The following is a 26,253-nucleotide window of genomic DNA, read 5'->3' as shown; positions in this document are numbered from 1 at the left end:
CAACAACTATCAAGCGAGTTATGTCACAAATAGCCAATGAATTCAGTTGCCTAAGACTATGGTCTAATCCCTAAAACTATTGTTGGAATTTGAACAGTGCTAAGCTGTTACAAAGTGACATATTGAAAAGGACGTTGTATGCATTTCCCATATCGAAATATCGTAATTCTTACTGGCGCTGGCATCTCCGCGGAGTCGGGGATTCAAACATTCCGAGCACAAGACGGGCTATGGGAAAACCATAAAATCGAAGATGTCGCGACCCCAGAAGGGTTTGCAAAAGATCCCGACTTGGTTCAAGCATTCTATAACAAGCGTCGCCATGGCTTACAAGGTGAGAGCATTCAACCAAACTCAGCCCATAAGGCGCTAGGTGAGCTTGAAGACAAACTTGATGGCAAAGTAACAATCATCACTCAGAACATCGACAACCTGCACGAGAGAGGCGGTAGCAACAACATTATTCACATGCACGGCGAACTTTTAAAAGCACGTTGCAGCGAATCTAACCAAGTTATCGAACATAAAGGTGACATCGAAACTGGTGAACTTTGTCACTGCTGTCAAATTCCAGCGCAAATGCGTCCTCATATTGTGTGGTTTGGCGAGATGCCATTAAGAATGGGTGACATCTATTCAGCACTCGAAGAAGCGGATCTCTTTATCTCTATCGGAACTTCAGGTGTTGTTTATCCAGCTGCAGGGTTTGTTCATGATGCGAAAATGCATGGCGCGCATACTATCGAGATAAACCTCGAACCTAGTGCAGTTGAAAGTGAATTTGAAGAGAAGCGTTACGGCAAGGCGAGTATCGAGGTACCTAAACTGGTTGGCGAGTTATTATGTACAGAGAAAGGTTCTTTAACGGCCTAAGCCTTGTCTTTAATAACACACATCAGTTTTTGAACCTGAATCAGAAAAAAATAAAGCGGCTTTACGCCGCTTTTTTTACTTCACCGATTAACTAACAATAACTTAGTTGTTCACTTTAAGTTTTTGGAAGTACTCGTCGTAAATAACACTCGCTTCACCAACTTCGTCTTGCCAAACACCGTTATCCATCACTGATTGTGGTGGGAAAACGTTCTTGTCTTCAGCAAATTCTTTAGGAAGAAGAGGGTAAGCTGTTTTAACTGGTGTCGGGTAACCGATCTCTAGAGCAATTTTCGCAGCATTCTCAGGACGAAGAAGGAAGTCGATCATCTTATGAGCCGCTTCGATGTTCTTAGCACCTGCTGGAATTGCTAGGCTGTCCATCCAGAAGATAGCACCTTTTTCTGGCCAGATTATGTCAATCGTTGCGCCTTCCTGGCGAGCCATGTAAGCAGAACCATTCCAAAGCATACCAAGAGACACTTCACCTGCAAGGTAAGGGTTCGCTGGGAAATCTGAGTTAAATACCAATACGTTTGGCATTAGCTTACGAAGTTCTTCGTACGCTTCTTTGATTTCTTCAGGGTTAGTCGTGTTTGGAGAGTAACCCAGTTTAGATAAAGCGATATGGAAAACCTCACGAGAGTCATCCATCATCATCAGCTGGCCTTCCCACTGTGTATCCCACAGATCGCCCCAGTTTTTCACTGAAGACTTGTCTAGCATGTCTGAATTGATACCAATGCCCGTCGCACCCCAAATGTATGGGATTGAGTAGTTATTGCTTGGGTCAAACGGCTTATCTAGATAGTTTGGATCCAAATCAGCAAAGTGGCTTAGCTTAGTTTTATCAAGCTCTTGAAGCATGCCTTCTTTACGCATTTTAGAAACGAAGTAAGTAGAAGGGACCACTAAGTCGTACCCCGTACCTTGAGTTTTTAACTTAGCGTACATGCTTTCGTTAGACTCATAAGTTGAGTAGTAGACTTTGATGCCAGTCTCTTCTGTGAAGTCTTCTAGCACTTCATTTGGAATATATTCAGACCAGTTGTAAAAATACAGTTCTTGGTCAGCTGCGAAAGAGGGTGTAGAAAGTAAAGTAGCAGCACACAATGCGCCGGTATACAGTGTTTTTTTCATTACTGTTCCGTTCATTTGTTTGATTTGGAGCTGGGTAGTGAACCCAAAGTAAAAGGATTTCTAAAAATCGCGCTATATTATAGCAGTGATAAAATAAAATAGGCAGCCTAAGCTGCCTATTCATTGATATTCTTATTTTTAACTTATTGATTCTCTACGTCGGCCTGTTAAGTAAACCTGTTAATTAGTCGCCGTTAGATAATAAGCTAAATTACTGACCCGCTTTAAGTTTCATGAAGTAATCTTCGTACTTCACTGTCTTATCGCCAACCGCAGCTTGCCATTCAACACGGTCAAGGTCTTCTTGCGATGGGAAGAGTGCAGGGCTGTCTTTAAACTTCTCGTTAGACGCTTTAACAGCTGTTAGGTAGCCAGTGTCACGAGAAATTTGCTCAGCAATTTCAGGGCGAAGTAGGAAGTCGATCATCTTATGAGCAGCTTCTACGTTTACCGCACCGGAGCTAATCGCAAAGTTATCAACCCAACCGATACCGCCTTCTTTAGGGAAAACCAGCTTGATTGGTAGACCTTCGTTTTGCGCTGCAGCAGCAGAACCGTTCCACAGCATACCAAGACCCACTTCACCAGACATGTAAGGCGCGCCTGGGTTATCTGAGTTAAATACTAGAACGTTCGGCATCAGCTTTTGTAGCTCAGCGTACGCTTCGTCGATCTCTTTTTCGTTTGTTGTGTTACCAGAGTAACCTAACTTACGTAGTGCGATATGGAACACTTCACGAGTATCGTCCATCATCATAAGTTGACCTTCAAGCTCAGGTTTCCATAGGTCAGCCCAGCTTTGGAAATCTTCTGGATCGTACATGTCAGTGTTAACAGCAAGACCGGTGATCGCAACTACGTGTGGAATAGAGTAGTCGTTACTTGGGTCATACGGCTTATCCAGGTAGTTAGTATCTAAATTCTTGAAGTTGTTCAACTTAGTTTTGTCGATCTTTTGTAGCATACCTTCGTCGCGCATCTTAGATACGAAGTAAGTCGACGGCACAACTAGGTCGTAGCCTTTGTTGTGTGTTTTTAGCTTTGCGTACAAGGTTTCATTCGACTCGTAAGTCGAGTAAATCACCTTGATGCCAGTTTCATCGGTGAACTGTTCTAGGATCTCACTGTTGATGTAAGGTCCCCAGTTCATAAATACCAACTCTTTGTTATCTTTTGCAAAAGATGGTGCAGATAACATTGAAAGCGCACATGCACTACCAGCTAATAGAGTAGCCCATTTTTTCATTGACGTTAGCTCCAAACTAAACGTTGCCCGAAGGCAGTAGATAGAAAAACAGAATGGCAATTTACCATTCTGTTTATGATTAACACTTTTTTGAACTTGAAGTTTCTTAACTTCTAATCAAGCCTGTCTCTTTATAGAGTAGGAGACTTACTTGATTTTTTCTCTCGCTAATAACTGAGAAATAATCACCAGTATTAACGACACCACTAACATAACTGTTGCTAGGGCGTTTACCTCAGGAGAGATACCCACTTTAACCATTGAGTAAATCTTCAGTGGTAAGATTTCATACGTTGGGCCTGTTACGAAAGAACTAATGATCACATCGTCCAAAGACAGAGTGAAGCTCAATAACCAACCCGCAGCAACCGCAGGCTTAGCAAGAGGAAGAATGATCTGTTTTAGGATCGTCCATTCACTTGCACCCAAGTCTTTTGCTGCTTCAAGCATTTTCACATCAAAGCCATTCAAGCGACTGTAAACCGTTACCACAACGAACGGTAGACAGAAGGTAATGTGAGCAGCAAGTAGGGTAAAGAACCCCAGTTGAACACCCATTACCAAGAATAGCGCAAGAAGCGAAATTGCCATTACGATATCTGGTGACATCATTACGATGAACAGCATGCCATTTACGATGCCTTTCCCTTTGAATTGGTAACGGAATAGGGCTACTGCTGTTAGGCTCCCGACGATCGTTGCAGCTGTTGCTGAGAACACCGCTACGTTGATCGAGTGCCACGCAGCCTGCATTAGGCTGTCGTTGTTAATTAGCGCGTCATACCATTTAGTGGTAAAGCCACCCCATTTCATACCAAACTTATTGGCATTAAACGAGTTAGCGATCAATACAATAATAGGTAGGTATAGGAAGGCGTATACCAGCGCCATAAAGCTGAACTTAACTGTGCGACCCATTAGTCTAGCTCCACTTTCTTATTCAATAGCTTACCTGCTCGGTAGTAGGCATACAGCATCACAGCCATTGCCATGGTCAGTGCGATACTCGTCGCTGCACCAAACGGCCAGTCGCGAGCGTTGAGCACCTGGCTCTTAATCACGTTACCAATCAATAGGTTCTTAGCTCCGCCTAATAGGTCAGAGATGTAGAACATGCCTAACGCAGGCAGTAACACCAACAAACAGCCGCCGATAATACCCGGCATTGTTAGTGGCAGTACGACTTTCAATAGCGTTTGCAGTTTGTTCGCACCTAAATCTTTAGCCGCTTCTAAGTACGTATCGTCCAGTTTTTCAATCGCTGAATACAGCGGAAGAATCATGAACGGAAGTAGGATGTATACCAAACCGATCATTACAGCGGTTTCTGAGTACATAATACGTAGCGGTTTATCGATGATATCTAGCGCTAACAAACTTTTGTTCAAGACACCTTGCGTACCCAGTACAATTTTCAATCCGTACGTACGAATCAAAGAGTTAGTCCAAAATGGAACAATCACTAGGAACAACATTATTGGACGCCACTTCGCAGGCATTTTTGCCACGATGTAAGCGAACGGGTAACCAATAATTAAACAAAGTAGGGTTGCGACAATTGCCATATAGAAAGAGTGCATCAACACTTTAAAATACAGCGGGTCAGCCAAACGCACGTAGTTATCGAGAGTGAAGGTCATCTCGATCAAGTTCGCTTCATCACGAGTTAAGAAGCTAGTACCGATGATCATGATGTTTGGAATCATCACGAACAGCACTAACCAACCTGTGATTAAAGCAACAATTGCGTTTTGTAAATTAAACTTCTTGCTCATCTTCTAATACCACTTCCCAGCTCTCAACCCAAGTTACTGCAACTTTTTGGCCCAGTGAGTGATCAACATCAGGGTCATCTTCGTTGAAGAATTCGCTAACCATGACACGCATACCAGATTCAAGTTCTACGACTGAATCTAATGTCATGCCTTTATAGGTTCGCTCGACAATATGGCCAACAATACCGCGTTGCTCAGACTCTTTAATTTCTTCGATACGAAGATCTTCAGGGCGAAGCAATACTTGCAGTTTTTGACCTGGTGTTACGTCTTTATCGTGATAGATAATGGACTCTTCACCTTCGATTGTCGCTACAATGCGTTTTTCATCTTGACGAGATTTCGCTGTCGCTTCGAATACGTTAATTTCACCAATGAAACGCGCTACAAATAGGTTCTTAGGCTCTTCGTAGATCTCTCTTGGTGTTCCATCTTGTTCAATCACGCCATCACGCATAACAATAATACGGTCAGACATAGACAGCGCTTCTTCTTGGTCATGCGTTACAAAAATGAACGTGATACCAAGTTGGCGTTGTAATTGTTTCAGCTCGATTTGCATCTGTTTACGCAGTTTGTAATCCAGAGCAGATAGAGATTCATCCAACAAAAGAACTTTAGGCTTATTAACGACAGCACGAGCGATTGCGATACGTTGCTGTTGGCCACCAGATAGCTGGTGTGGCTTTCGTTGTGCCATTTGTTCTAGGCGCACCATTTTCAAAGCATCCATTACACGAGGTTCAATCTCGCTGTTTGGAACTTTCTGCATGCGTAAGCCAAATGCCACATTGTCGAAAACAGTCATATGTGGGAATAGGGCGTAGCTTTGGAATACAGTGTTTACATGCCTTTGTTCAGCAGGAACTTGGGTTACGTTTTGTTCAGCTAATAGTATTTGACCACTATCTGCAGTTTCAAAACCCGCAATCATTCTTAGCACGGTTGTTTTACCACAACCTGATGGGCCTAAAATCGTGAGAAACTCACCATGATTTACGTTTAAATCCAGATTGCCGATGACTTCCTTACCATCGAAACTTTTACTGATGCCAGTTAGCTGTACTACTGGCTTTCCTACTGATTTTTTAGCGTTCAACGTCTGTTTTTCTCCACCTTGGTTCTATTTGAGACCTGTTGCTATACACCTTTAAGGCGCGCATCATAATCACCAAAAACGTGAATTCAAAGCATTTTTTACCTTTCGAAGATAAAAAATTTCGCAGGTAAAAGTAAACATCCTTTACCATACTGTTATTTACTGGGTTTACACCCTAACAAGTGTCTAATTATTAACCATTAAGACGCAAAAGCAAGCCTTGTTACAGATTCATATTTTAGTTTGTATCCGACATATGAGTATAATGAAGGTAATTTTTTATCAATAAGTTAGGTGGCTTCGCTTAATCGGCACACCTAGGTATCAATATGAACAACGACATCGAAAAAGATTTTAATTTGGGCGGTAGTATCAACCGTGCACTTTCTGGCGATTATGAGCTCAAAGCAACGGCTGTATTCCAAGAAGCTTGGAAACATACGATAAGTCACTTTCTTTCGTTTTCCCCAGCGATTATTGCTTTGATGTTTGTGCAGCTCGCTATCTTTTATATCGCACTCAAGCTACAGCTTGGTGATCCCGCGGTTATCTTGGATGCGGTTATCGACCCAGAGTCGTTTACACCACAAATCGTTGAATCGATTTTTATTGCCAACTTTAGCTATGAAGTGATCAGTGCACCTATCTATGCGGGGATCTGTTTAATGGCCATGAGCCACGCTGCCGGTCTACAAACCAAAGTGCGCCACATCGGTAAAGGTTTGCAGTTTACGATTCCGGTTATTCTAGTGACTTTGTTTAGCCTAATGCTTCAAGGCATCGCAGGTATGATCCTGCCGTTCTTGTCTATCTACTTCTCACTTGCGTTCAGCCATTCGATTCTGCTGATTTGTGATAAGAAAGTGCCGCCAATGCAATCGCTGCTGCTTTCATTAAGAGCGGTAAACAAGAAGATCTTCGTAGTCGCGTCTATTTACCTAATGGTTATGCTGATGTTCATCGTGGCTGCTATGATGTACGGCATTGGCTTAATCTTCGTTCTTCCGTTCTTCTTCCACGTGAAAGGTATCCTTTACCGTGAGATGTTTGGCATCAAGTTGAAACTGATTGCTTCAGATCGTCCAAAGAGCGATGACGATGACGATTACAACGACAGCAATAACGACGACAATAACAAAAACCCGCAGGTGTTCGATGCATAAAAACCCACAGGCTGGCGTAAGCAAATCACTTGCGCTTAAAGTGACAGCACTGGCTCTTGTTGGCTCTATTTCACTAATTGGCCCTTATATTTACCAAGAAGAGGAGCGTCGACGTACGACAGAGCAGAGCTCCAGTACAACGGACCAATTTGGTGGCTTGACGGTTTCTTCGAGCACACCAAACTTTGCGGCCATCGAAGATGTGAACGAGAAAAAGGACACGTTCTTTTCGTTCCTACGTCCAAGCATCAATATTGAAAACAAACGTATTACCAAAGAGCGCGCGTTTTTAACTAAGCTCTCTGAATCTGGTTTAAACAGTATTGATTCTGAAGACGCGTCTTATGCGAAAAGGTTAGGGAAGTTATACAGCCTGCCTGTGCCTAATGAAGGTTTAGATCAAGCATGGCTGACAGAGATGCTTAACCGCGTGAATGTGCTTCCAGAGGCGCTTGTACTGACACAAGCCGCGAATGAATCAGCTTGGGGAACGTCGCGTTTCGCGACCAAAGCCAACAACTATTTCGGACACTGGTGTTACACCAAAGGTTGTGGCCTTGTTCCGCTACAACGTAATGAAGGTAGCTCGCATGAAGTCGCAACTTTCTCTTCAAGCCAAGAATCCGTACATCGTTACTTTATGAACCTTAATCGCAACCGCGCTTACGCCGATCTAAGAGCGATTCGTGCAAAACTTGCCACGCAAGGTGATGATCTTTTAACAACCGCAACGGCGACAGAGCTCACCAATGGCTTGTTAAAATATTCTGAGCGAGGTTCAGACTATGTGACTGATTTACAAGCTATGATCCGTCACAACAAGGTATACTGGAAAAAGTAACTCATTCTGATACCAACTTGGTTGCCTTCGATAGTCGGCTTACACCAAGTAATATCACAAAAAGAGCAGCTCATTGGCTGCTCTTTCTATTTATAAACGCTCAACTTCGACAAGATTATAATAATGAAAAAGACAGCACTCGCTTTATTAGCCTCATTAAGCCTTGGGGTTTCTCTTCCTGCTTCAGCGCAAGAATACATGTTCACGTATTCTAAACTGTATACTCAGCTGAAAAACAACACCAAAGAAGGGCATGATGATGTCAAAGTTGCGGTCTTCTTTGTTGATCAACAAGCTCAGCAAACCTGTCACATCAGCAAAGCTTGGATGGAAAAAGAAGAGCACTACGAAGAGCTAAAAGTCTCTCCAGCCAATGAACTGCTTCTACCGGTAGATCAAAATCTGCGTTCAGCAAACCCTCTTATCTTTGTACAAACACAAGAACAAGAGTGTGCGTATTCTTTAGTTGTGATGACGCAAGAGCCTTTAGTTGGAAATGTTGAAGTTGCACAGCTAGAAAGTCTATTACCACAGATGCAGGCGATGCTTGAAGATGTCAGCGGTATGTTCTCTGGCTGGTTCACACCAGATATCCAAGGGTTGACGCTAGAGTTCGATAATAAGCTTGAGGGCCACATCGAGCTTTCAAATGGCAATCAACTACCAATCAAAGAAGGGCGAGCAAAATTCACCTTAGAAGAACTGAATGGAAGTGACAGCATCACGTTACCAGAACCAACAGTTCGCGTATTGCCGTACATTCCCGCGCAATAATTCCCCTAAGTTTTCATGACATATCTTAAAGCAGCCTCATCGAATAAGATCAGGCTGTTTTTCATTATCTGCGGTACCAACCGATAGCTTGCGAAGCCGCGTTTCTCTACCGCTTAGGGAGCTTATCGAACACTAAAGACAGATTCTTTCTATTACTCAGCTTGTTTATCCTGCCGTTACTATTTCAACATGAAATAAAAATCCGTATAATCCACGCCCTAAAACAGTCCCACTAGCAATCTACAGTCGGTAATACGACGGTGTGAGAGTCGCAATGAACCAAAACGATAATAGAAAAGAAATACTTGAATTCAACAAACTTCAGAAACGTCTGAGAAGAAATGTTGGAAATGCCATCATCGACTACAACATGATCGAAGAGAATGACGTAGTAATGGCATGTATTAGTGGCGGTAAAGATTCATTTGCGATGCTAGACATTTTGCTACGTTTACGTGAAGCAGCGCCTATCAAATTTGATGTTGTGGCAGTAAACCTAGATCAAAAACAACCAGGATTCCCTGAACACATTCTTCCTGAGTACTTTGAAACGCTGAGCATTCCTTACTACATCGTAGATAAAGACACGTACTCAGTGGTTAAAGAGAAAGTGCCAGAAGGTAAAACAACGTGTGGCCTATGTTCTCGTCTTCGTCGTGGTACTTTGTACTCATTCGCAGAAAAGATTGGCGCTACTAAGATCGCACTGGGTCACCACCTAGACGACATCGTTGAGACCATGTTCCTAAACATGTTCCACGGTGCGCGCCTAAAGGCTATGCCACCAAAACTTCGTTCAGATGATGGTCGTAACGTTGTTATTCGTCCACTGACTTACTGTCGTGAAACGGACCTAATTAAATACGCTGAGCACAAAGAGTTCCCAATCATTCCTTGTAACCTATGTGGTTCTCAAGAGAATCTACAGCGTCAGAGCATTAAAGCGATGCTAATTGATTGGGATAAGAAAACACCAGGTCGCGTTGAGAAGATCTTCAAGTCAATCCAGAACGTAAGCCCAAGCCAACTGGCTGACCGCGAGCTGTTTGACTTCGTAAACCTTCCACTAGACCGTAGTGAAGACCGCAAAGCGTACGAATTCGAAGAAGCTGAAATTTCATCTTCAAACATTGATGAGTCAATGTTCATCGACGTGACGAACGTTTAGCCATTTGAGTTGATAAAGATGATGTTAGCCATTCTGTATTTGAAATGGAGCTACTCTAGATAAACAAAAACGCCTCAAGCAATGCTTGAGGCGTTTTTTTATAAGTTAAACTTGTCCCTGACTTAACCTTTCGAAAGGTTAGGGTCTAATGGGCTCACGTAACCAGACGGCTTAAGAGCTAACACATCACAGTTAATCTTGTCGATAACATGTTCCGCTGTATTACCAATAAACACGGCTGACAAACCAGTACGACCCGTTGTCCCCAGGATCACCATCGCTGCGTTATTTTCAGAAGCTACGCGAGGAATGACATCTTCAGGTAAGCCTTGTTCAACCACAGTTTGCTCTTCACACATACCGTGCTTTTGACGCAGCGCTTTCATCGCTGTTAAGTGATGACCACGAACGGCGTCAGTATAAGACGTTGGGTCAAACTCTGGCAGCTCAATAGTAATATTTGCAGGGGTCACCGGGTAGGCGTTCACCAAGAACGGTTCAGCATCCAAACGACCAGTGATCTCTAGTAATCTGTCGACCATTGTATCGTTAAGCTCTAAGTGAGCTTCTGTTTCTGAGCCTACATGAACTGAAGCGTAGATTTTGGCATGCTCTGGCCAGAAGTCATTCTTAACCAATAGCACTGGGCTAGGGCATTTTCTCAATAAGTGCCAATCGGTAGGGGTAAAGATGACGGATTCTAAAGTATCGTGCTTACGCGTACCTTTGATTAAGATGTCATGTTCGCCACTGTACACTTCGGCAATAATCGCTTCGTATGGGCGGTTATGCCAAACCACTTGAACGTTAAACTCAATAGAATCATCAAGGTAAGGTTCTGCGACTTTATTCATCCAAATTTCGCGTTGGTGGATTACGCCTTTGCGCATTGCGTCTCTCTCATCAACAGAGAGCATTGACGTCATTTCATATGAGAAGTCGTAGATAGACAAAAAGAAAGTGATGTGGCTTGTTGAGGTGCTTTTCTTGGCAAGCTGGATGGCACGAACTAGAGCAGGTTGCTCATCGTGATTAATGTCTGCGACAACTAAAATTTTGTTATAGATACTCATAACTAAGCCTACTTTTCAGACCGAACATATAAATAATGTAGCGTAGTTATGGAGAGATTAAGAGAAATATAAGAGGTTTTAAGAGAGAAACATGATGTAGCTCATTATTGAACTACATCATTGATATCTAGACTATTCTTTTGAAACGCCAGCAAGTTCCATCAACGCATCGTGATCTTCGATAGTGATATATTTGCCTTTAACGCTCAAGATGTCTGCTTTTTGAAAACGACCTAAAAGACGGCTGATTGTTTCAACAGTCAAACCAAGGTAGTTACCAATATCGCCACGAGTCATCGTTAGACGGAACTCACGCGGGCTGAAGCCACGTTGAGAGAAGCGAGTAGAAAGGTTATAAAGGAATGCAGCAAGACGCTCTTCCGCGTTCTTCTTAGAAAGAAGCAGAATCATTTCTTGGTCACCTTTAATCTCGTTACTCATCAGGCGCATAATCTGCTGACGCAATTTAGGCATTTTTCCTGATAGATCATCAAGAATCTCATATGGAATTTCACATACCATAGAAGTTTCTAGCGCTTGTGCGAAACTAGGGTGTAAGTCACCAGTAATCGCATCGAAGCCAACAAGATCGCCCGCTAGGTGGAATGCAGTAATCTGCTCATCACCTTGCTCGGTAATCGTGTAGCTCTTGATCGTTCCAGAGCGAATAGCGTATAGCGATTTAAGCTCGTCACCGGCTTTAAATAACTCTTGGCCTTTTTGAATAGGCTTTTTTCTCTCAATGATCTGATCAAGTTGATCGAGTTCAGATTCATTCAAAGTAAACGGAATACAGAGCTGGCTAATACTACAATCCTGGCAATGGATCGCACAGCCACCAGACTGAACACGTTTCGTCACAGGCTTTTCAGAAATCATAACAATCTTTCACTATTTGATATACGTCAATATTTTAGCATTCCTTAATCCTAAAGGGTAGTAAAAAAACCGGATTTAAAGAATGGCTATACGGTATAAATAATGAGCTGCAACGCCATATATCCGGTATAGAAACCGTAAATGAGGATTAAAATTGCGCCTAATTGACGAAATAAGTCAGCTTGTTGCAGTTTTTTGAGGAAATTAGCGCCCATGCCAACTGTTAGCATTGCTGGAAGCGTACCTAAACCGAAAGCAAGCATGATACCCGCTCCGTTATACCAACTCCCTGATACTGCTGCCCATGTAAGCATCGAATAAACGAGACCACAAGGAAGCCAACCCCATATAAAGCCAAATGGCAAAGCGTGACTAGGGTGCTTCAATGGTAAAAATGATTTACCTAAAGGAGAGATATAACGCCATAGTTTCTGTCCGACTTTTTCAAAGAACAGCAAGCCAAACCACCATTTACCAATATACAAACCTAGTATGATCATAAAGCCAGCAGCAAACAAACGCAGCCAACCCAGTAGAGCATTAAAATCGCTCAACTGACCTATAGAAGAAATTGCACCACCAATCACGCCACCAATCACGGCATAACTTAGCAAGCGCCCTAGGTTATAAAGTAGGGGAATGACAGGGGAAGGTTTACTGTTGCCAATCGAAAGAAGCGACGCAATACCACCGCACATTCCCATGCAGTGGCCTGCGCCGATCAATCCAACAACAAAGGCTCCGATCCAATCAGGCGTCATCGTTCTTTTTGTCTACGTTAGTTTGGCTTTCGCTGTTAGCTTTCTCATTCTTGACAGGTTTGCTATCAGAATGATTATGAGCATTAGCATCTTCATCGAACAAAATGTTATGGCCTTGACGCTCAAGGTCTTCAAACTGTTCGCTCTTAACCGCCCATAAAAATATACCAACAGCGATACACACCAGTACAATAGCAATGGGGATCAGGATGTATAAACTTTCCATTATTTACCTTGCTCTTTTAAAAGCCTTAACGAATTAGACACGACAATTATAGAGCTAGCAGACATGCCAACAACGGCAATGTACGGAGCAACCAAACCTGCGACAGCCAATGGAAGAATAAGTAAGTTGTACCCTAATGACCAAGCTAGGTTTTCACGGATTATCTTACGCGTTTTTAACGCCAAAGTACGTGACTTAAGTAATCTATCGAGCTTATCACCCAGTAACACCATATCCGCAGAGGCTTTTGCCACGTCGGTACCACCGCCCATAGCAACTGAAAGGTGAGCCCCCGCGAGAATAGGAGCATCGTTAATGCCATCGCCAACCATCATGGTAATGTCGCTTGCGTCTCGAGAATTCAGGTAAGCAAGCTTATCTTCAGGTTTCGCGTTAGCGACAATGTCAGTAATCCCGATCTCTTCAGCGACAGGCTTCGCGTTGATCAAAGAGTCGCCAGTGAGCAGAGTCGTTTTGATTCCCGCTTCTTTAAATTGCTTAATAAACTCAATGCTTTCTTTGCGGATGGGATCTTCATAAGTGAACGTCGCGATATGGCGACCCGCCATCGACAAGTAAATGCCATTGCTTTCCGATGGTTGAGCTTCGCCAAGAATGAACTCACTACTACCAATCGCAACTTCTTGCCCGTTCCACTGACCAGTAATACCTGAACCGATCACGTTATTAACTGACTCTACTTGGATATCATCAGAAATATGAGCCTTGAACGCTTTCGCAATAGGGTGGTTAGCATGTTGTTCTAAGCTCGCCGCTACTTTGAGACAGGTGTCTTTATCAAGTTCAGCGAAAGTTTCAACTTGGCTAATACGAATATCACCCTCAGTCAATGTGCCTGTTTTATCAATGATCAAGTGATTCACTTTGCACAAGGTTTCAAATACGTGGCCTTTGCGCAGCAAAATACCAAAGTTACCCATGCGAGAAGTTGAACAGGTTATTGCAGTCGGTGTCGCAAGCGATAGAGCACAAGGACATGTCGCAACAAGTACTGAAAGCATAATCCAGAAAGCATCTTCTGGGCGTGTTTGGTGCCAGTAGAACCAAGTACCAAAAGAAATGATCAGGATAACCGCAACAAAATATCGAGCCACCACATCAGCGATTTCAGCGATGCGAGGTTTAGATAGTTGCGCTTCATCTTGAAGGCGAACGATATTGGAAATCACCGAATCCGCTTTTGATGTCATCACTTCCAGTTCAAACGACTCATCCCCATTCAGTGTTCCAGCAAAGACTGTATCACCTTCGTTCTTAACTACATGGATAGATTCGCCTGTCAGCATAGACTCATCGATATGGACTCTGCCAGACAATACTTTGCCATCGGCAGGAATGTGTTCCCCCGGAAGGACGCGAATTTGGTCGCCAACTTTTAAGGTCTTTACCGGAACTTGTTCGCCATCTAACGTTGTTGCCATAGCAGGAACAAGCTTAAGCAGATTACCGCTAGCGGCGGCTGCTTTACGACGAGCACGCATTTCAAGAAAGCGACCAAGCAATAGGAAGAAAGTGAACATCGAGATAGACTCAAAGAACACTTCACCTTTCTCTGTGACCGTCGCCACCAAACTAGCAACATAAGCAAACAACAGAGCAATCGAAACGGGCACATCCATGCCTAATGTTCGACCTTTGATACTTCGCCACGCATTAATATAGAAAGGCAATGCAGAGTAGAGCAGAACCGGTGTTGCGAAAATCAAGCTTACCCAACGGAAGTAACTTTTGAATTCCGGCTCGAGGTTACCAAAGACTTCAAGATAGAGCGCCACTGCCAGCATCATAACTTGCATAGTTGCTAATCCAGCAACACCAAGGCGATACAAGTAGTTTTTCATCGAACGGTGGTAAGCTGCTTCTTGTTGGTCTGCTTCGAACGGTGCTGCTTTGTAACCAAGAGTATGGATTGCTGACAACAACTCACTGAGTTTAACTTGCGTGTTGTCCCAGCTAAGCAGGGCACGATTAGTCGTGGTATTAACACGAATGCTGCCCACGCCATGTTTTGACGAGACTTGCTTCTCAATAAGCCACGCACAAGCCGCACAAGAGACACCCTCTAGTGACAACGTCACCTCAGAGGTATTTTCAGAATTACGAACGAACTCTAGTTGGACATCTTCGTTGTCATAATGACTGAGTGCCAGAAGTTGCTCTGGCACGAGATCAGCTTTTTCAGCCGGAGCGGTGCGGTATTGGTAATAAGATACCAAACCACTATCAACGATTGTCTGAGCTACGGTCTCGCAGCCCGGACAACACATCTTACGAGTCGATCCTAAGATCTCTACTTCAAAATCCGTTTCCGCTGGTACATCTTCACCGCAGTGATAACAGGATTCACACATAAGCTTTAGTTCGTTAGTTGAGTAGGGGTTTCAATAGGGAAGTTCATGCGGCCTTGCACCAACCATTCAGAATCATGTGGCGTTAACTCAATAAACCATGGACCTTGCATTTCGTGATCTAGCGTCAATGTGTAGTTGCCTTTCGCATCTGCGGTAAGCAGCTGAGTAAAATCACGATCAGGCAGCGTTCTGTGAACGAACATAGCGCTGATAGCAGGGAAATGATCAAGCTTACCTTTGTCTAGAGTAATGATAACCGAGTTACCTTTCTCGTTAATCAAAGCTGACAAGCCTAATTCTTTTGCAATATTTACTTTTGAAATATCGACATTAATGCCTTTTCCTTTTTTATAGTAATCCTCAGTCACTAGGTCTACAGAGTTTTGTGTAAACACAATAACCGTCATGATGGTCCAAATAACTACTGTCGCTGGCAACGCGATTAAGAACCACGGCCAAAACTGTTTATACCAAGGCTTTACCATAAAAAATATCTCAAAAAAGAATAAAAAGAAGGAGTTATAAAATAAAGGAAAGACAGCCTCTTAGAAAGAGGCTGTTATTGAAATGTTACTTATTATCTGAGTTGCTTAAGCTCCAAACGTAAGATGAAACTAACTGCACTTTGTCTTCGCCTAGAATGTCTTTCCAAGCAGGCATTACACCAGAACGTCCGTACATAACAGTTTCTGTTACATCCGCGCGAGAATCGCCAAACAACCAATCGCGGTCAGTTAGGTCAGGAGCGCCAACAGCGGGGTTACCCTTACCGTCAGTACCGTGACACGCAGCACATACTACGAATCGAGCTTTACCCGCTTCTGCTTCACGTGCGTTTACGCTACGACCAGAAAGGCTAAGAGTGTAGCTAACTACTTCTTTTACGCCTTCTTCACCAAGAGCGTCCTTCCAGCCTGGCATTTGACCAACACGACCGTGCATAACTGTCGTTACGATAGCCTCAGGCTCACCGCCATATAGCCATGCATCATCAGTTAGGTTAGGGAAACCTTTCTGACCACGTGCATCAGAGCCGTGGCACTGAGAACAGTTTTGCAAGAATAGACGTTGACCCACTTTGATTGCGTCAGCATCTGATGCGATATCAGGGACTGAACGTAGACCATTTTCATCGTGAGCGAGTTTTCTGAATGCTTCACCGAAATAGGTGTCTGCATCATCAAGCTCTTTTGCGTATGCATCTAACTGTTTGTTTGCTTGCGCAGCAGCGATTGCAGAGCGGGACTCTTCAACGCTACGTACGGTTTGGTCCGAACTTGTCCAACCTAATAGACCTTTAAAGTTGCCTAGGCCAGGGTATAGAGCAAGGTAAACCGCTGCAAAAACAATTGTACTGATGAAAAGGTATGTCCACCATTTTGGTAGTGGGTTATTAAGCTCACGAATACCATCGTATTCATGGCCCATATCATGACCTTCTTCTACGCCTGTTCTGTCTTTAAAACACCAACGAAGCAAGACCGCACAACCAATTAGGGTACCAATCGTAATCGCACTAACCCAGATACTCCAGAATGTACTCATTACTTTGTCACTCCTTGATTTTTAGAACTTGTTGCTGGCTCGTCGTCTGCAAATACTAGGTTTGCATCTTCGTCGAAACGTGATTTACGGTTCTTACCATATGCCCACCAAACGATGCCGATGAAGCAAGCAAAAACAGTCACTGTCCAAACACTTTGAAATGTAATAATGTCCATAATTATTCCTTATTTCATTGCGTGGCCAAGCGATTGAAGGTAAGCGATGATTGCATCCATCTCTGTTTTTCCTTCAACATCTTGTTTAGCGTTAGCAATTTGTTCGTCTGTGTAAGGAACACCAAATTGATTACGGAAGAGTTCAAGCTTCTGTTGAGTCAATTTGCCATCAAGTACATTCTCAGCAAGCCATGGGAAACCAGGCATGTTTGATTCAGGAACAAGTTCACGAGGGTCGATAAGGTGAACACGGTGCCACTCATCAGAGTAACGATCACCAACACGCGCTAGATCAGGACCAGTACGCTTAGAACCCCATAGGAATGGGTGTTCCCAAACACTTTCGCCAGCTACAGAGTAGTGACCATAACGTTCAGTTTCAGAGCGGAAAGGACGAATCATTTGGCTGTGACATACGTTACAACCTTCGCGGATATAGATATCACGACCTTCCATTTCCAGAGCAGAATAAACGCGTAGATTTTCTACAGGTTCAGTTGTCTGCTTTTGGAAAATAAGCGGGGTAATTTCTACTAAAGCACCAAAACTGATAGCAATAACGATCAAGATCGCGAGTAGGCCAACGTTCTTCTCTACCAACTCATGGCGATTATTTGAATTTGAGCTCATTCTAAATCTCCTTAAACCGGTTGAGGGATAGCTTTAAGGCTATCTTTAGGTGCAGAAACAGTTTTGTACGTGTTGTATGCCATTAAGAACATACCAGATAGGAAGATGAAACCACCTAAGAAACGTACAAAGTAGAACGGGTAAGACGCTTCTACAGATTCAACGAAGCTGTAAGTTAATGTACCGTCAGAGTTAACTGCACGCCACATCAGACCTTGCATCACACCAGAAATCCACATTGCAACAATGTAGAAAACCGTACCAATCGTTGCCAACCAGAAGTGAACATTGATTAGAGATACAGAGTACATACGCTCTTGACCAAATAGTTTAGGAACTAAGTGGTAAACCGAACCGATAGAAACCATAGCAACCCAACCTAACGCACCAGAGTGAACGTGACCGATAGTCCAGTCCGTGTAGTGAGATAGTGCGTTAACCGTTTTGATTGCCATCATTGGGCCTTCGAAAGTCGACATGCCGTAGAATGATAGGGAAACGATTAGGAAACGTAGGATTGGGTCGTAACGTAGCTTATGCCACGCACCAGATAGAGTCATAATACCGTTGATCATGCCACCCCAAGATGGAGCAAATAGAACCAAAGACATAACCATACCTAGAGACTGAGTCCAGTCTGGAAGTGCTGTGTAGTGTAGGTGGTGAGGACCAGCCCAGATATACAGAGACACAAGAGCCCAGAAGTGAACAATCGACAAACGGTAAGAGTAAACAGGGCGACCAGCTTGTTTAGGAACGAAGTAATACATCATACCTAGGAAACCAGCTGTCAATAGGAAGCCTACCGCATTGTGTCCGTACCACCATTGCACCATTGCATCAATCGCACCGGAATAAATCGAGTACGATTTAAACGCAGATACAGGAACAGCTAGGCTGTTAACGATGTGCAACACGGCAACCGTGATGATGAAGGCTCCGAAGAACCAGTTAGCTACATAAATGTGCGATGTCTTACGCTTAATCATGGTTCCGAAGAACACGACCGCATAAGCTACCCACACAAGAGTAATAGCAATATCGATTGGCCATTCAAGTTCTGCGTATTCTTTACCAGAGGTTAAACCTAACGGTAAAGTAATTGCAGCGGACAGGATAATCGCTTGCCAACCCCAAAAGGTAAAGGCTACGAGAGGGCCACCAAAGAGACGCGTCTGACAGGTACGTTGTACAACATAATATGATGTTGCAAACAGCGCACTTGTACCGAACGCAAAAATAACCGCATTAGTATGCAGGGGACGTAAACGACTGTACGTCAGCCACGGCGTATCAAAGTTTAGCTGTGGCCAAACTAATTGAGCGGCAATCAAAACACCAACGCCCATACCGACAATACCCCACAAAATTGTAACCAGGGTAAATTGACGGACGACCGTATAGTTGTAGTTTTGTTCAAGCTGCTTTTCTTGGCTCATTTGCATGCTTCCAATTTCTTATTTACTACACTTTACTTCCAACACGACTCACGTCGTAATGCCACCCAAATTAGAAAGAGAAATCCAACCTATTCAGGGCTTTATTTCCACTTGCTGATTTTAAAAAAAAGTGGCATTTTCAACGTGACACTATACTTGAATTAACAAATCAATGACAGAGTAGTAACCTTACGCTTGGTCAGGAATTGTATTTTTATTTAAAAACTTTGAACTTTGTAACAAGGAGTAAAGATTATAATGGCAGCACAAAAGCTAACAAAAGGCAGGCTTGTTCAAATTATCGTCATGTTGGTTATTTTAATAGCTGCATTTACTTGGAGAACAGTAACATACGATAATCACGAAACAGTGAACTGTATCGTTTTAAAACCTTGTGAATTTGGTATTGATAATCATAATGTTTTGATTTCGGGCGATAGCTCAGGGTATTCGATCGAAACATCTAAAACTGGCAAATTTATCATTAGCTATAATGAGAACGGAATTCTAGAAGAAAAAGAGCCATCGAATTGGCTGTTACAAACTAATGATAAGACATCCTCAATAACGGTTACATTTCCACAACAGATCAGGACGTTTTCTGTAAACCTATCTAAAGAGTAACAGAGGTAAAACTGAGTTACGCCTCGGTTCTTTTGATAGAATCATGTACCAAATCAGTGAAACACCATGCATTAAAGTGTTATAAAGAGGGTATTAATAAAGTTTCCTGGTATCTATGAAATTTCTATCAAAAGTCTCTTATTCCCTAGACGATAAAATCGCAGTCGATGAGCTGCTTTGTGGGGTAGAGAACCCAGACGATATTGCCTGTCTTATTTGTTACTGCACAGAAGAGTACTCGACACTCGCAGTGCAGAGATATTTCGTAGATGCTCTCCCTAATACTCCCATACATGGCTGCACCACTTGTCACGGCATTATGACCGAGACTGGGTTTCATTCCGGTCCGGTAATTGGCGTGCTTATCATTTATGACTCGGGGATCAATGCCTACGGTACTGGTATCGAGCACTTCGGCGATTCCATAGACCACAGTACTTTTAGCGCCATCGATAAAGCGCTTAAGAACGCCAACAGAGCGGGTGAAATCCCTGACCTTATCTTGCTGCATTCTACTCCAGGTAACGAAGAGAAGGTAATGGCGGCCATCGACAAAAAATTCGGTACCGAAGTGCCAATTATTGGTGGCAGTGCTGCGGACAATCAGGTGTCTGGAAACTGGAGTATTTTTACCGAAGAGTCACTCTCTATAAACGGTGTATCTTTGACTGTTATATTTGCCTCTCAGTCTATCTATTCGTCTTTCAGTGCAGGGCATACACCCACGCGCTATTCCGGTACCGTCACCAAAGTAAGAAACAGAATCCTATTAGAGATAGACCACAGGCCCGCCGCCACCGTTTATAATGAGTGGACGAATTTCCACTTAGGTGGCAGTGATGATGGTTACATATTCGCGAAATCTTCTGTCTATCCACTAGGCAGAAAAGTTGGCTCGTCGTATGACTATCCATATTTCAAATTATCTCATTCAATTAGAGAGACCGAATGTAACGGGATCGAGTTGTTCACTGATATAAGTGAAGGAGACACCATCTATTTGATGCAGGGGTCTAAACAACAACTTATAAGTAGAGCTGCCAACATCATTCATTCCTCTTATTACAATGATATGGACCTCGAAGAGAAATTGGGCGCTATTAATATCTTTTGTGCAGGGCCTATGTTGAGCCTAAAACAAGATATGGATGAAGTATGTGAACAAATAAATCAAGCGCTTAATGGTCTACCATACATATGTCCATTTACCTTTGGAGAGCAAGGAAGACTTTCTGGTGGTGAGAATGCACACGGTAATTTAATGGTGTCATCTGCAACATTCTATAGGTTAAAAAAATAATGAGTTCTGAAGGTAGAGAAGCACTACAAGAAGCTCGTATTGAACTCCAAAAGCTCAAAGCTCGGGAACGAAAACTGGCTGATGAGAATAGGGTAATCCTGTCTACTATCTCTGCGATCAGTAAAGCAAGTAACATCTCCGAGATATTCTCTAGCCTAGAATTTGTGCTAAAAAAATACATTAAGTTTGATGACTTTATCGTGGTATCAAGAGTAGGGAACAAAGGTAGTTTCAAAACCCTGCTAACCAATAACAAAGTCTTTGAACAAATGACATGGACTGATTGTGGTAAGCTATCGCGAGTCATCAATGGTGAATGCGCCATCCTTTTTGAGCCTAAATCTCTGGGGGAATTCAACTCGCTACATCCCATTGTTCTCGACCAAATCAACTCCGTTCTAATTACCGGTATAGATAGCGGATTAACACAATCTGTCATCATCTTTATCCACTCCAATACCAAGCACTTTAGTATTGAAACCAAAGCCACGCTAAACCGCTTCCGCCCACTGATAGAGCGTGCTGTCTTTGATATTGAAAGCAAAGAAAAGCTTGAAGCTACAGTTCGAGAGCGTACAGCAGAGCTTGTCACAGCAAGAAAAGACGCAGAAAGAGCCAACAAGGCAAAGTCGGAATTCTTAGCTATGATGAGTCATGAGCTAAGAACTCCGTTAAACGCCATTATAGGCTTGATTGACACTCTAAAATCCACATCACTGAACGAAGAACAACAGTCTATACTGCTAAATATGAGCGCATCATCTGAGCTTCTCTTGGCGATTATCAGTGACGTATTGGATTTTTCTAAGATTGAATCTGGATGTTTCTCGTTGGCACCTCAATGGAGCAATGTAAGAGACACTGTAACTTTTGTATTATCTGAGCAAAAGAAAACAGCAGACGATAAAGGGTTGGCATTAACTATAACCAGCAATATTCCTGAAGGTGAGCTCCATTACATTGACCCAAGCCGCTTAGCACAAATCCTATTTAATCTGATTGGTAACGCGATTAAGTTCACAGAGCGTGGGCATGTCCATGTTTCTATCAAATACCAGCAAAGCTCATTCTATATAACGGTAGAAGACACAGGGATTGGTATCAGCTCACAACAAATTTCGTCTTTGTTCAGTCCATTCGTACAAGCTGATAGCACGATTACACGCAGATTTGGTGGTACAGGTTTAGGCTTGGCCATAACTAAACGACTTGTAGAACTGATGCGTGGGCGAATATCTGTAGAGAGTGAGCTCGGAAAAGGCTCTAAATTCGAAGTACAGTTACCAGTGCTTACCAGAGTCATGAACAACATAACTCACAATGAAGAGAATGAACGCTCAAGAGAACTAAGAACTCGTTATTCAGTTTTGGTCGTTGAAGATAATCCAACGAATCAAATGGTGATTAAATTAATCCTAACGCGGCAAGGCCACGAAGTTTTCATCGCAAGCAACGGTGAAGAAGCGATTGGCTTTGTTGAAAGAGCCAATGACTCGATAGACATTATCTTAATGGATGTATCGATGCCGGTAATGGATGGGTTGACCACAACCAAATACATGAGAGACGCGAACATCAACACGCCAATCGTCGCGCTAACAGCACACACATCAGTAGAAGACAAATGTTCGTGCTTAGATGTTGGTATGAATGACTTCGTAACTAAACCAGTAAGGACTAAAGAGATCACTGAAGCAATTGACAGATTAATGCTTGAAATCTAATAAACGTATTCTTAATCGAAGATTAGGAAATATGTTTATTAGGTATTTTATGGTAAATAGCCTTACTGTTAAATAGAACGTCAATTTGATAGATAAACAAGAGGCAGGGCATCCATAGAGTGGTACCTGCCTTATAAACGCTAAATTCAATTTAACATAATATACATAATACGCAGTGTTATTATTGGAGTAATTTAGTAATGTCCGGTTTGAGCCACTTTAAAATGTCCGCCTAATCTAACCTGTATTGGTCTACTTAAGCGTTCAGCAGCGCTCTTTAAGATCAAAAAAACAAATAGCTATATATGTACCCAACATCTGTACCGTTCGTAATTCGAACTCCATGCACACAAACTTGGTCAACGGAAAAGTTTTCTCTTCTCGTTTACTGATTCATACTCATGTTTGTAGTCATTATTGCTGTGTTGTGTGTAAATCTTGTGGCCAATTTCTGTTGTTTTCTTTTCAGATTTCACACAGGCGACCATCTTTTTTGATAACACCAAAACGACACCTTTATCAGTAGCCAATCAAATTGAATTATTTTACCTACAACCGTCACTAACTTTTCATGTGGCTCTTCTGCTGACGCCAATGTTCGGACTAGCATCTAAAACAATTAACATGCGTACGCGTTTCACATGGGTACTTTACGTCACGCTTAGTTTATGGGATGTCGCTGGAATCGATCTAGAACATATATCCGATAGCTTTAAAATATTGACACGAAGCTTATTAAACACAGCAGTCCCTGTTTTACCAACCTCACCCAGATAAACTCGAAGTTACGTTGTATCTTATTTTCAACAAGCGAACACTAGCTCGCTATCGCTCAACCACAAGATAAACCACTTAATCAGGCTGTTATTTCGTGTTTAAATTTTGATCTATCAAGCAGTTATATGAATAAATTTGGTGATTAAGCAATCAAATGCAATGCATTCAGGAAATAAAAGCAAATTAAAGTGTTAACATCAGGCAATTTTGTAAACTAGGTGTTTGATATGTTGCCTAAACTTTATAAGTTCAGATCTCTCCATGATAGAAACATACAGTCGATTGCCGAGTGTTCGTTGTGGTTCGATTACGCTAAAACTTTCAATAACCCTTTTGAATCTAACCATATATTCAAGAATGAGCTCCAGAACAATTTCAAGGTTATGTGTTTTTCTCAATCTAGCGACCACCCAATACTATGGTCTCAGTATGGCGACAACTTTAAAGGCATGTGCATCGAGTATGATCTCAACAGCTATAGCGGCGAGGCCAACCTCAACTGTTTTGAGGTCCAATATGAAGATGAGCTAAGCATGTCCCACTTAGAATCATTGAGTGGATTGCAGGCATTAGGGTTAGGTTCCGAGATATTCAAGCTCAAGCATTCGAATTGGAGTTATGAAAAGGAATATCGCTGGGTGTTACCTGATGAGGAGATGGCGGGCAATAAGCTCTACCTTAATAGAGAATGCCTAAGCTCGGTGATCCTCTCTGAGCACGCTCCTGCCGACAGAAAACTGAAAGTTCTGATGACTTGCCAGCGCCTTGGTATACCCGTTAAGCACGCAATAGCCAAACAAGAGTCGTTTACATTCGAAGTGGTCTGCTAAAAGGGATAAAGCAAGATGTCAGGCTCTCGCATTACGTTACAGTGCAACAAAAAAAAGGAGCCACATTTAATGTGGCTCCCCTTTTTACATGTTCGTCGTCAGTTTTCCAGGCACCCTATCCTGCATTTGTTCAATTGTCGTTATAGACATTTGAACTGTAGAAAACCAATAAGGTCGATGCTTAACGTTAAATAATTCGCTGTTATCTAACGCTTCGAAAATAGAAAACTTTCGACCTTGAGCCAGAGCAGCACCATAAACTGTTCGCTCAAGCACGGGGGTATCATTAACTTCCTCTAGAAGAGCCCTCTTTATAAACTGATTACTTGGGCTCCAATCTACAAATTCAACGAGGTTTTTTAGTAACTTCAGCTCTAACTTCTCTACCATCGTTTCGAGAAACTGGGTGTTTGGGAGCACTTCTGCACAAGCATAATATTCATCATGCTTGTCACTGGCATCTCGGTAACCGAGCATAGTTTTTACTAATGCATCTTCGAATATAGAAGAAAAGTGGTTACAAATCACAAACAAAGGGAGAATTCTCAATACGCCAAGTAGAATACCAACATTAGGGTCTTTTACCGATGTTTCTTGAAGTCGAATTCGAGTCGCATTTGACGTCACGACCAGGTGCTGCCAAACCTTAGGTGTGATGTGTTTAATGTTGCCATCATTCCATTTAATTAGCTGCTGGGTCATTAACAATGGGAACAATAAACGACAGTTCTCGATACCTATTTGGCGTGCTGCAATTTTTGGATCGAGAATTACCTTGGACTTCTTGCCGTACTTTTCTGTGAACTCACGATTAGAAACAAACTCGATTAAGCTTGAGCTCAATGGCCTGCTTTTCGCTGATATTTCATGGAGTTTGGAAAAGTTTAAGGATGGCGAATACGCAGCACTAGCGAATTCATTGTAATCTGGTAGTTCCGAGAACAAAGAACTGATTAGCGTTCCTTGTAGTTTCTCAAGCATAAGCGCAGAAGCGGCATTACTGACATCGTCTATCACATACCGTAATGTTTGCTGTTTTGCATTTACCTTCTCGCGATGAGCATTGACTCGATCCTGCTCACAGCGCAATAAAATACGTTGGTTGTGAGAGATACGGTCAGATTCATCAAATATGACGCTATCACAATACCTATTTTCCAAACTTAGTAACGTATCTACTGTCGATTGCGCAAGCTTATATTCTGGTGAGGTTAACCATCGATTAAAGCGAGCTTCAACATTGATTGTGACCTTCCTTGAGATCTCAATCACTTCGGGGGAGTAACTTTTATTTGCTAACAACAACCGTAACTTTCCTTTGCCCTAATTGCCTTTTATCAGCATATGCTGCCTTTATAATAAAACTAATATTAATAGAAATTAGAGATTGGTTCACGGAATTGTTTCAATAAAATTGAGGCTATTTAGTTATAGTGCACTAAACCCGTTAATTTGCGATATGGATACGAATATACTTTTCTGGAAAGCTATATTTGAACTTTTTCTTCTTTGGCAGGTGCTTTTTAGCCTGTTTACAAACTTTGCTATCGCCCGATGTTCTCACCCTCTTAATTCTTGTATAGACTTTAGAGTGCTTCATCTCAATCATCAGATCGCAATAGCCATCGAAATCAGCATTACTCTTATTGAGCTCTTTCATAACGGTGACTTTAATATTTTTGGCAACAGGGTTAACCAATGCATCATCAGGAAATGCGAATGGGGATACAAAACACAACAAGAATATTAGATATCTCATACTGCTCTCTCAGTTAGGAAGTGAGAACAGTATGCTGATGATTAAGGAAAGTGAAGAAT

At 42.5% G+C, this 26,253-nt stretch carries 26 protein-coding genes; 9 read left to right on the top strand and 17 right to left on the bottom strand.

Annotation, left to right across the window (positions count from 1 at the left end):
• Positions 1-138 precede the first annotated feature (138 nt).
• The gene (cobB, locus tag ATB74_RS08475; RefSeq protein WP_061017917.1) at positions 139-873 is read left to right on the top strand and encodes a Sir2 family NAD+-dependent deacetylase; all 735 of its coding nucleotides are present in this window, start codon (positions 139-141) and stop codon (positions 871-873) included.
• 102 nt (positions 874-975) lie between these two features.
• On the opposite strand, the gene ATB74_RS08470 is transcribed toward cobB, so the two are convergent.
• The 5 genes from ATB74_RS08470 to potA all read right to left on the bottom strand — a co-directional run bounded on the left by ATB74_RS08470 (position 976) and on the right by potA (position 6,133).
• Positions 976-2,013: an extracellular solute-binding protein gene (locus ATB74_RS08470; protein WP_061017915.1), complete on the bottom strand. Its 1,038-nt coding sequence runs from the start codon at positions 2,011-2,013 to the stop codon at positions 976-978.
• 211 nt (positions 2,014-2,224) lie between these two features.
• Positions 2,225-3,259, bottom strand: coding sequence for an extracellular solute-binding protein (locus ATB74_RS08465; RefSeq protein WP_017059628.1), 1,035 nt, complete (start codon positions 3,257-3,259; stop codon positions 2,225-2,227).
• 147 nt (positions 3,260-3,406) lie between these two features.
• The gene (potC, locus tag ATB74_RS08460) at positions 3,407-4,177 is read right to left on the bottom strand and encodes a spermidine/putrescine ABC transporter permease PotC (RefSeq protein WP_004733706.1); all 771 of its coding nucleotides are present in this window, start codon (positions 4,175-4,177) and stop codon (positions 3,407-3,409) included.
• The gene (potB, locus tag ATB74_RS08455) at positions 4,177-5,034 is read right to left on the bottom strand and encodes a spermidine/putrescine ABC transporter permease PotB (RefSeq protein WP_017059630.1); all 858 of its coding nucleotides are present in this window, start codon (positions 5,032-5,034) and stop codon (positions 4,177-4,179) included. Before potB ends, potC begins: the two co-directional genes overlap by 1 nt.
• Positions 5,018-6,133 carry a spermidine/putrescine ABC transporter ATP-binding protein PotA gene (gene potA / locus ATB74_RS08450; RefSeq protein WP_017059631.1) on the bottom strand — a complete coding sequence of 372 codons (1,116 nt, stop codon included), beginning with the start codon at positions 6,131-6,133 and terminating at the stop codon, positions 5,018-5,020. The genes potB and potA overlap by 17 nt, the downstream gene beginning before the upstream one ends.
• 329 nt (positions 6,134-6,462) lie before the next feature.
• Between potA and ATB74_RS08445 the strand changes: the two genes are divergently transcribed.
• The 4 genes from ATB74_RS08445 (at position 6,463) to ttcA (ending at position 10,079) form a co-directional block, all read left to right on the top strand.
• Positions 6,463-7,296 (top strand): hypothetical protein, encoded by an 834-nt coding sequence (locus ATB74_RS08445; RefSeq protein ID WP_061017914.1) that lies wholly within the window; start codon positions 6,463-6,465, stop codon positions 7,294-7,296.
• Positions 7,289-8,137 carry a glucosaminidase domain-containing protein gene (locus ATB74_RS08440; RefSeq protein ID WP_061017913.1) on the top strand — a complete coding sequence of 283 codons (849 nt, stop codon included), beginning with the start codon at positions 7,289-7,291 and terminating at the stop codon, positions 8,135-8,137. Before ATB74_RS08445 ends, ATB74_RS08440 begins: the two co-directional genes overlap by 8 nt.
• 123 nt (positions 8,138-8,260) lie before the next feature.
• The gene (locus ATB74_RS08435; protein ID WP_060982056.1) at positions 8,261-8,911 is read left to right on the top strand and encodes a DUF2987 domain-containing protein; all 651 of its coding nucleotides are present in this window, start codon (positions 8,261-8,263) and stop codon (positions 8,909-8,911) included.
• A 274-nt stretch (positions 8,912-9,185) separates the two neighbouring features.
• Positions 9,186-10,079, top strand: coding sequence for a tRNA 2-thiocytidine(32) synthetase TtcA (gene ttcA, locus ATB74_RS08430; protein ID WP_061017912.1), 894 nt, complete (start codon positions 9,186-9,188; stop codon positions 10,077-10,079).
• Between the two features lie 122 nt (positions 10,080-10,201).
• On the opposite strand, the gene uspE is transcribed toward ttcA, so the two are convergent.
• From uspE to ccoN, 10 genes are all read right to left on the bottom strand, one after another.
• Positions 10,202-11,152 (bottom strand): universal stress protein UspE, encoded by a 951-nt coding sequence (gene uspE / locus ATB74_RS08425; protein WP_060982058.1) that lies wholly within the window; start codon positions 11,150-11,152, stop codon positions 10,202-10,204.
• A gap of 132 nt (positions 11,153-11,284) precedes the next feature.
• Positions 11,285-12,031, bottom strand: coding sequence for an FNR family transcription factor (locus ATB74_RS08420; RefSeq protein WP_017632474.1), 747 nt, complete (start codon positions 12,029-12,031; stop codon positions 11,285-11,287).
• Between the two features lie 86 nt (positions 12,032-12,117).
• Positions 12,118-12,792 carry a sulfite exporter TauE/SafE family protein gene (locus ATB74_RS08415; protein WP_060982059.1) on the bottom strand — a complete coding sequence of 225 codons (675 nt, stop codon included), beginning with the start codon at positions 12,790-12,792 and terminating at the stop codon, positions 12,118-12,120.
• Entirely contained in the window at positions 12,782-13,018 is a 237-nt protein-coding gene (gene ccoS, locus ATB74_RS08410) for a cbb3-type cytochrome oxidase assembly protein CcoS (protein WP_060982060.1), read from the bottom strand. Before ccoS ends, ATB74_RS08415 begins: the two co-directional genes overlap by 11 nt.
• Positions 13,018-15,390, bottom strand: a complete 2,373-nt coding sequence (locus tag ATB74_RS08405) for a heavy metal translocating P-type ATPase (RefSeq protein WP_061017911.1) — start codon at positions 15,388-15,390, stop codon at positions 13,018-13,020. Before ATB74_RS08405 ends, ccoS begins: the two co-directional genes overlap by 1 nt.
• 5 nt (positions 15,391-15,395) lie before the next feature.
• Complete coding sequence (locus tag ATB74_RS08400; RefSeq protein ID WP_060982062.1) at positions 15,396-15,875, bottom strand: FixH family protein; 480 nt, start codon at positions 15,873-15,875, stop codon at positions 15,396-15,398.
• Between the two features lie 85 nt (positions 15,876-15,960).
• Positions 15,961-16,935, bottom strand: a complete 975-nt coding sequence (gene ccoP, locus ATB74_RS08395; RefSeq protein WP_060982063.1) for a cytochrome-c oxidase, cbb3-type subunit III — start codon at positions 16,933-16,935, stop codon at positions 15,961-15,963.
• Positions 16,935-17,111: a CcoQ/FixQ family Cbb3-type cytochrome c oxidase assembly chaperone gene (locus ATB74_RS08390; RefSeq protein ID WP_009846708.1), complete on the bottom strand. Its 177-nt coding sequence runs from the start codon at positions 17,109-17,111 to the stop codon at positions 16,935-16,937. Before ATB74_RS08390 ends, ccoP begins: the two co-directional genes overlap by 1 nt.
• Before the next feature lie 9 nt (positions 17,112-17,120).
• Complete coding sequence (gene ccoO / locus ATB74_RS08385) at positions 17,121-17,741, bottom strand: cytochrome-c oxidase, cbb3-type subunit II (protein WP_004742292.1); 621 nt, start codon at positions 17,739-17,741, stop codon at positions 17,121-17,123.
• 11 nt (positions 17,742-17,752) lie between these two features.
• Entirely contained in the window at positions 17,753-19,186 is a 1,434-nt protein-coding gene (ccoN, locus tag ATB74_RS08380) for a cytochrome-c oxidase, cbb3-type subunit I (RefSeq protein WP_155645133.1), read from the bottom strand.
• A gap of 252 nt (positions 19,187-19,438) precedes the next feature.
• On the opposite strand from ccoN, the gene ATB74_RS08375 reads away from it, so the two are divergent.
• From ATB74_RS08375 to ATB74_RS08360, 4 genes are all read left to right on the top strand, one after another.
• The gene (locus ATB74_RS08375; protein WP_061017909.1) at positions 19,439-19,804 is read left to right on the top strand and encodes a hypothetical protein; all 366 of its coding nucleotides are present in this window, start codon (positions 19,439-19,441) and stop codon (positions 19,802-19,804) included.
• 115 nt (positions 19,805-19,919) lie between these two features.
• Positions 19,920-21,104, top strand: coding sequence for an FIST signal transduction protein (locus ATB74_RS08370; RefSeq protein WP_060982065.1), 1,185 nt, complete (start codon positions 19,920-19,922; stop codon positions 21,102-21,104).
• Positions 21,104-22,828 carry an ATP-binding protein gene (locus ATB74_RS08365; protein WP_060982066.1) on the top strand — a complete coding sequence of 575 codons (1,725 nt, stop codon included), beginning with the start codon at positions 21,104-21,106 and terminating at the stop codon, positions 22,826-22,828. Before ATB74_RS08370 ends, ATB74_RS08365 begins: the two co-directional genes overlap by 1 nt.
• A gap of 1,004 nt (positions 22,829-23,832) precedes the next feature.
• A complete protein-coding gene (locus ATB74_RS08360) occupies positions 23,833-24,435 on the top strand; it encodes a DUF2971 domain-containing protein (RefSeq protein ID WP_061017907.1) in 603 nt (200 codons plus the stop codon).
• Positions 24,436-24,519: 84 nt separating this feature from the next.
• Here ATB74_RS08360 and ATB74_RS08355 read toward each other — a convergent pair whose 3' ends face one another.
• Together ATB74_RS08355 and ATB74_RS08350 are read right to left on the bottom strand one after the other, a co-directional pair.
• The gene (locus tag ATB74_RS08355; RefSeq protein ID WP_061017905.1) at positions 24,520-25,740 is read right to left on the bottom strand and encodes a hypothetical protein; all 1,221 of its coding nucleotides are present in this window, start codon (positions 25,738-25,740) and stop codon (positions 24,520-24,522) included.
• A gap of 142 nt (positions 25,741-25,882) precedes the next feature.
• A complete protein-coding gene (locus ATB74_RS08350) occupies positions 25,883-26,194 on the bottom strand; it encodes a hypothetical protein (protein WP_061017904.1) in 312 nt (103 codons plus the stop codon).
• Positions 26,195-26,253: the final 59 nt, after the last annotated feature.

It is taken from the genome of Vibrio splendidus (assembly GCF_001557875.1).
GTDB lineage: Bacteria > Pseudomonadota > Gammaproteobacteria > Enterobacterales > Vibrionaceae > Vibrio > Vibrio splendidus_F.
The sequence above is the reverse complement of the archived record's forward strand: the minus strand, read 5'-3'. Positions and strand labels throughout refer to the sequence as shown.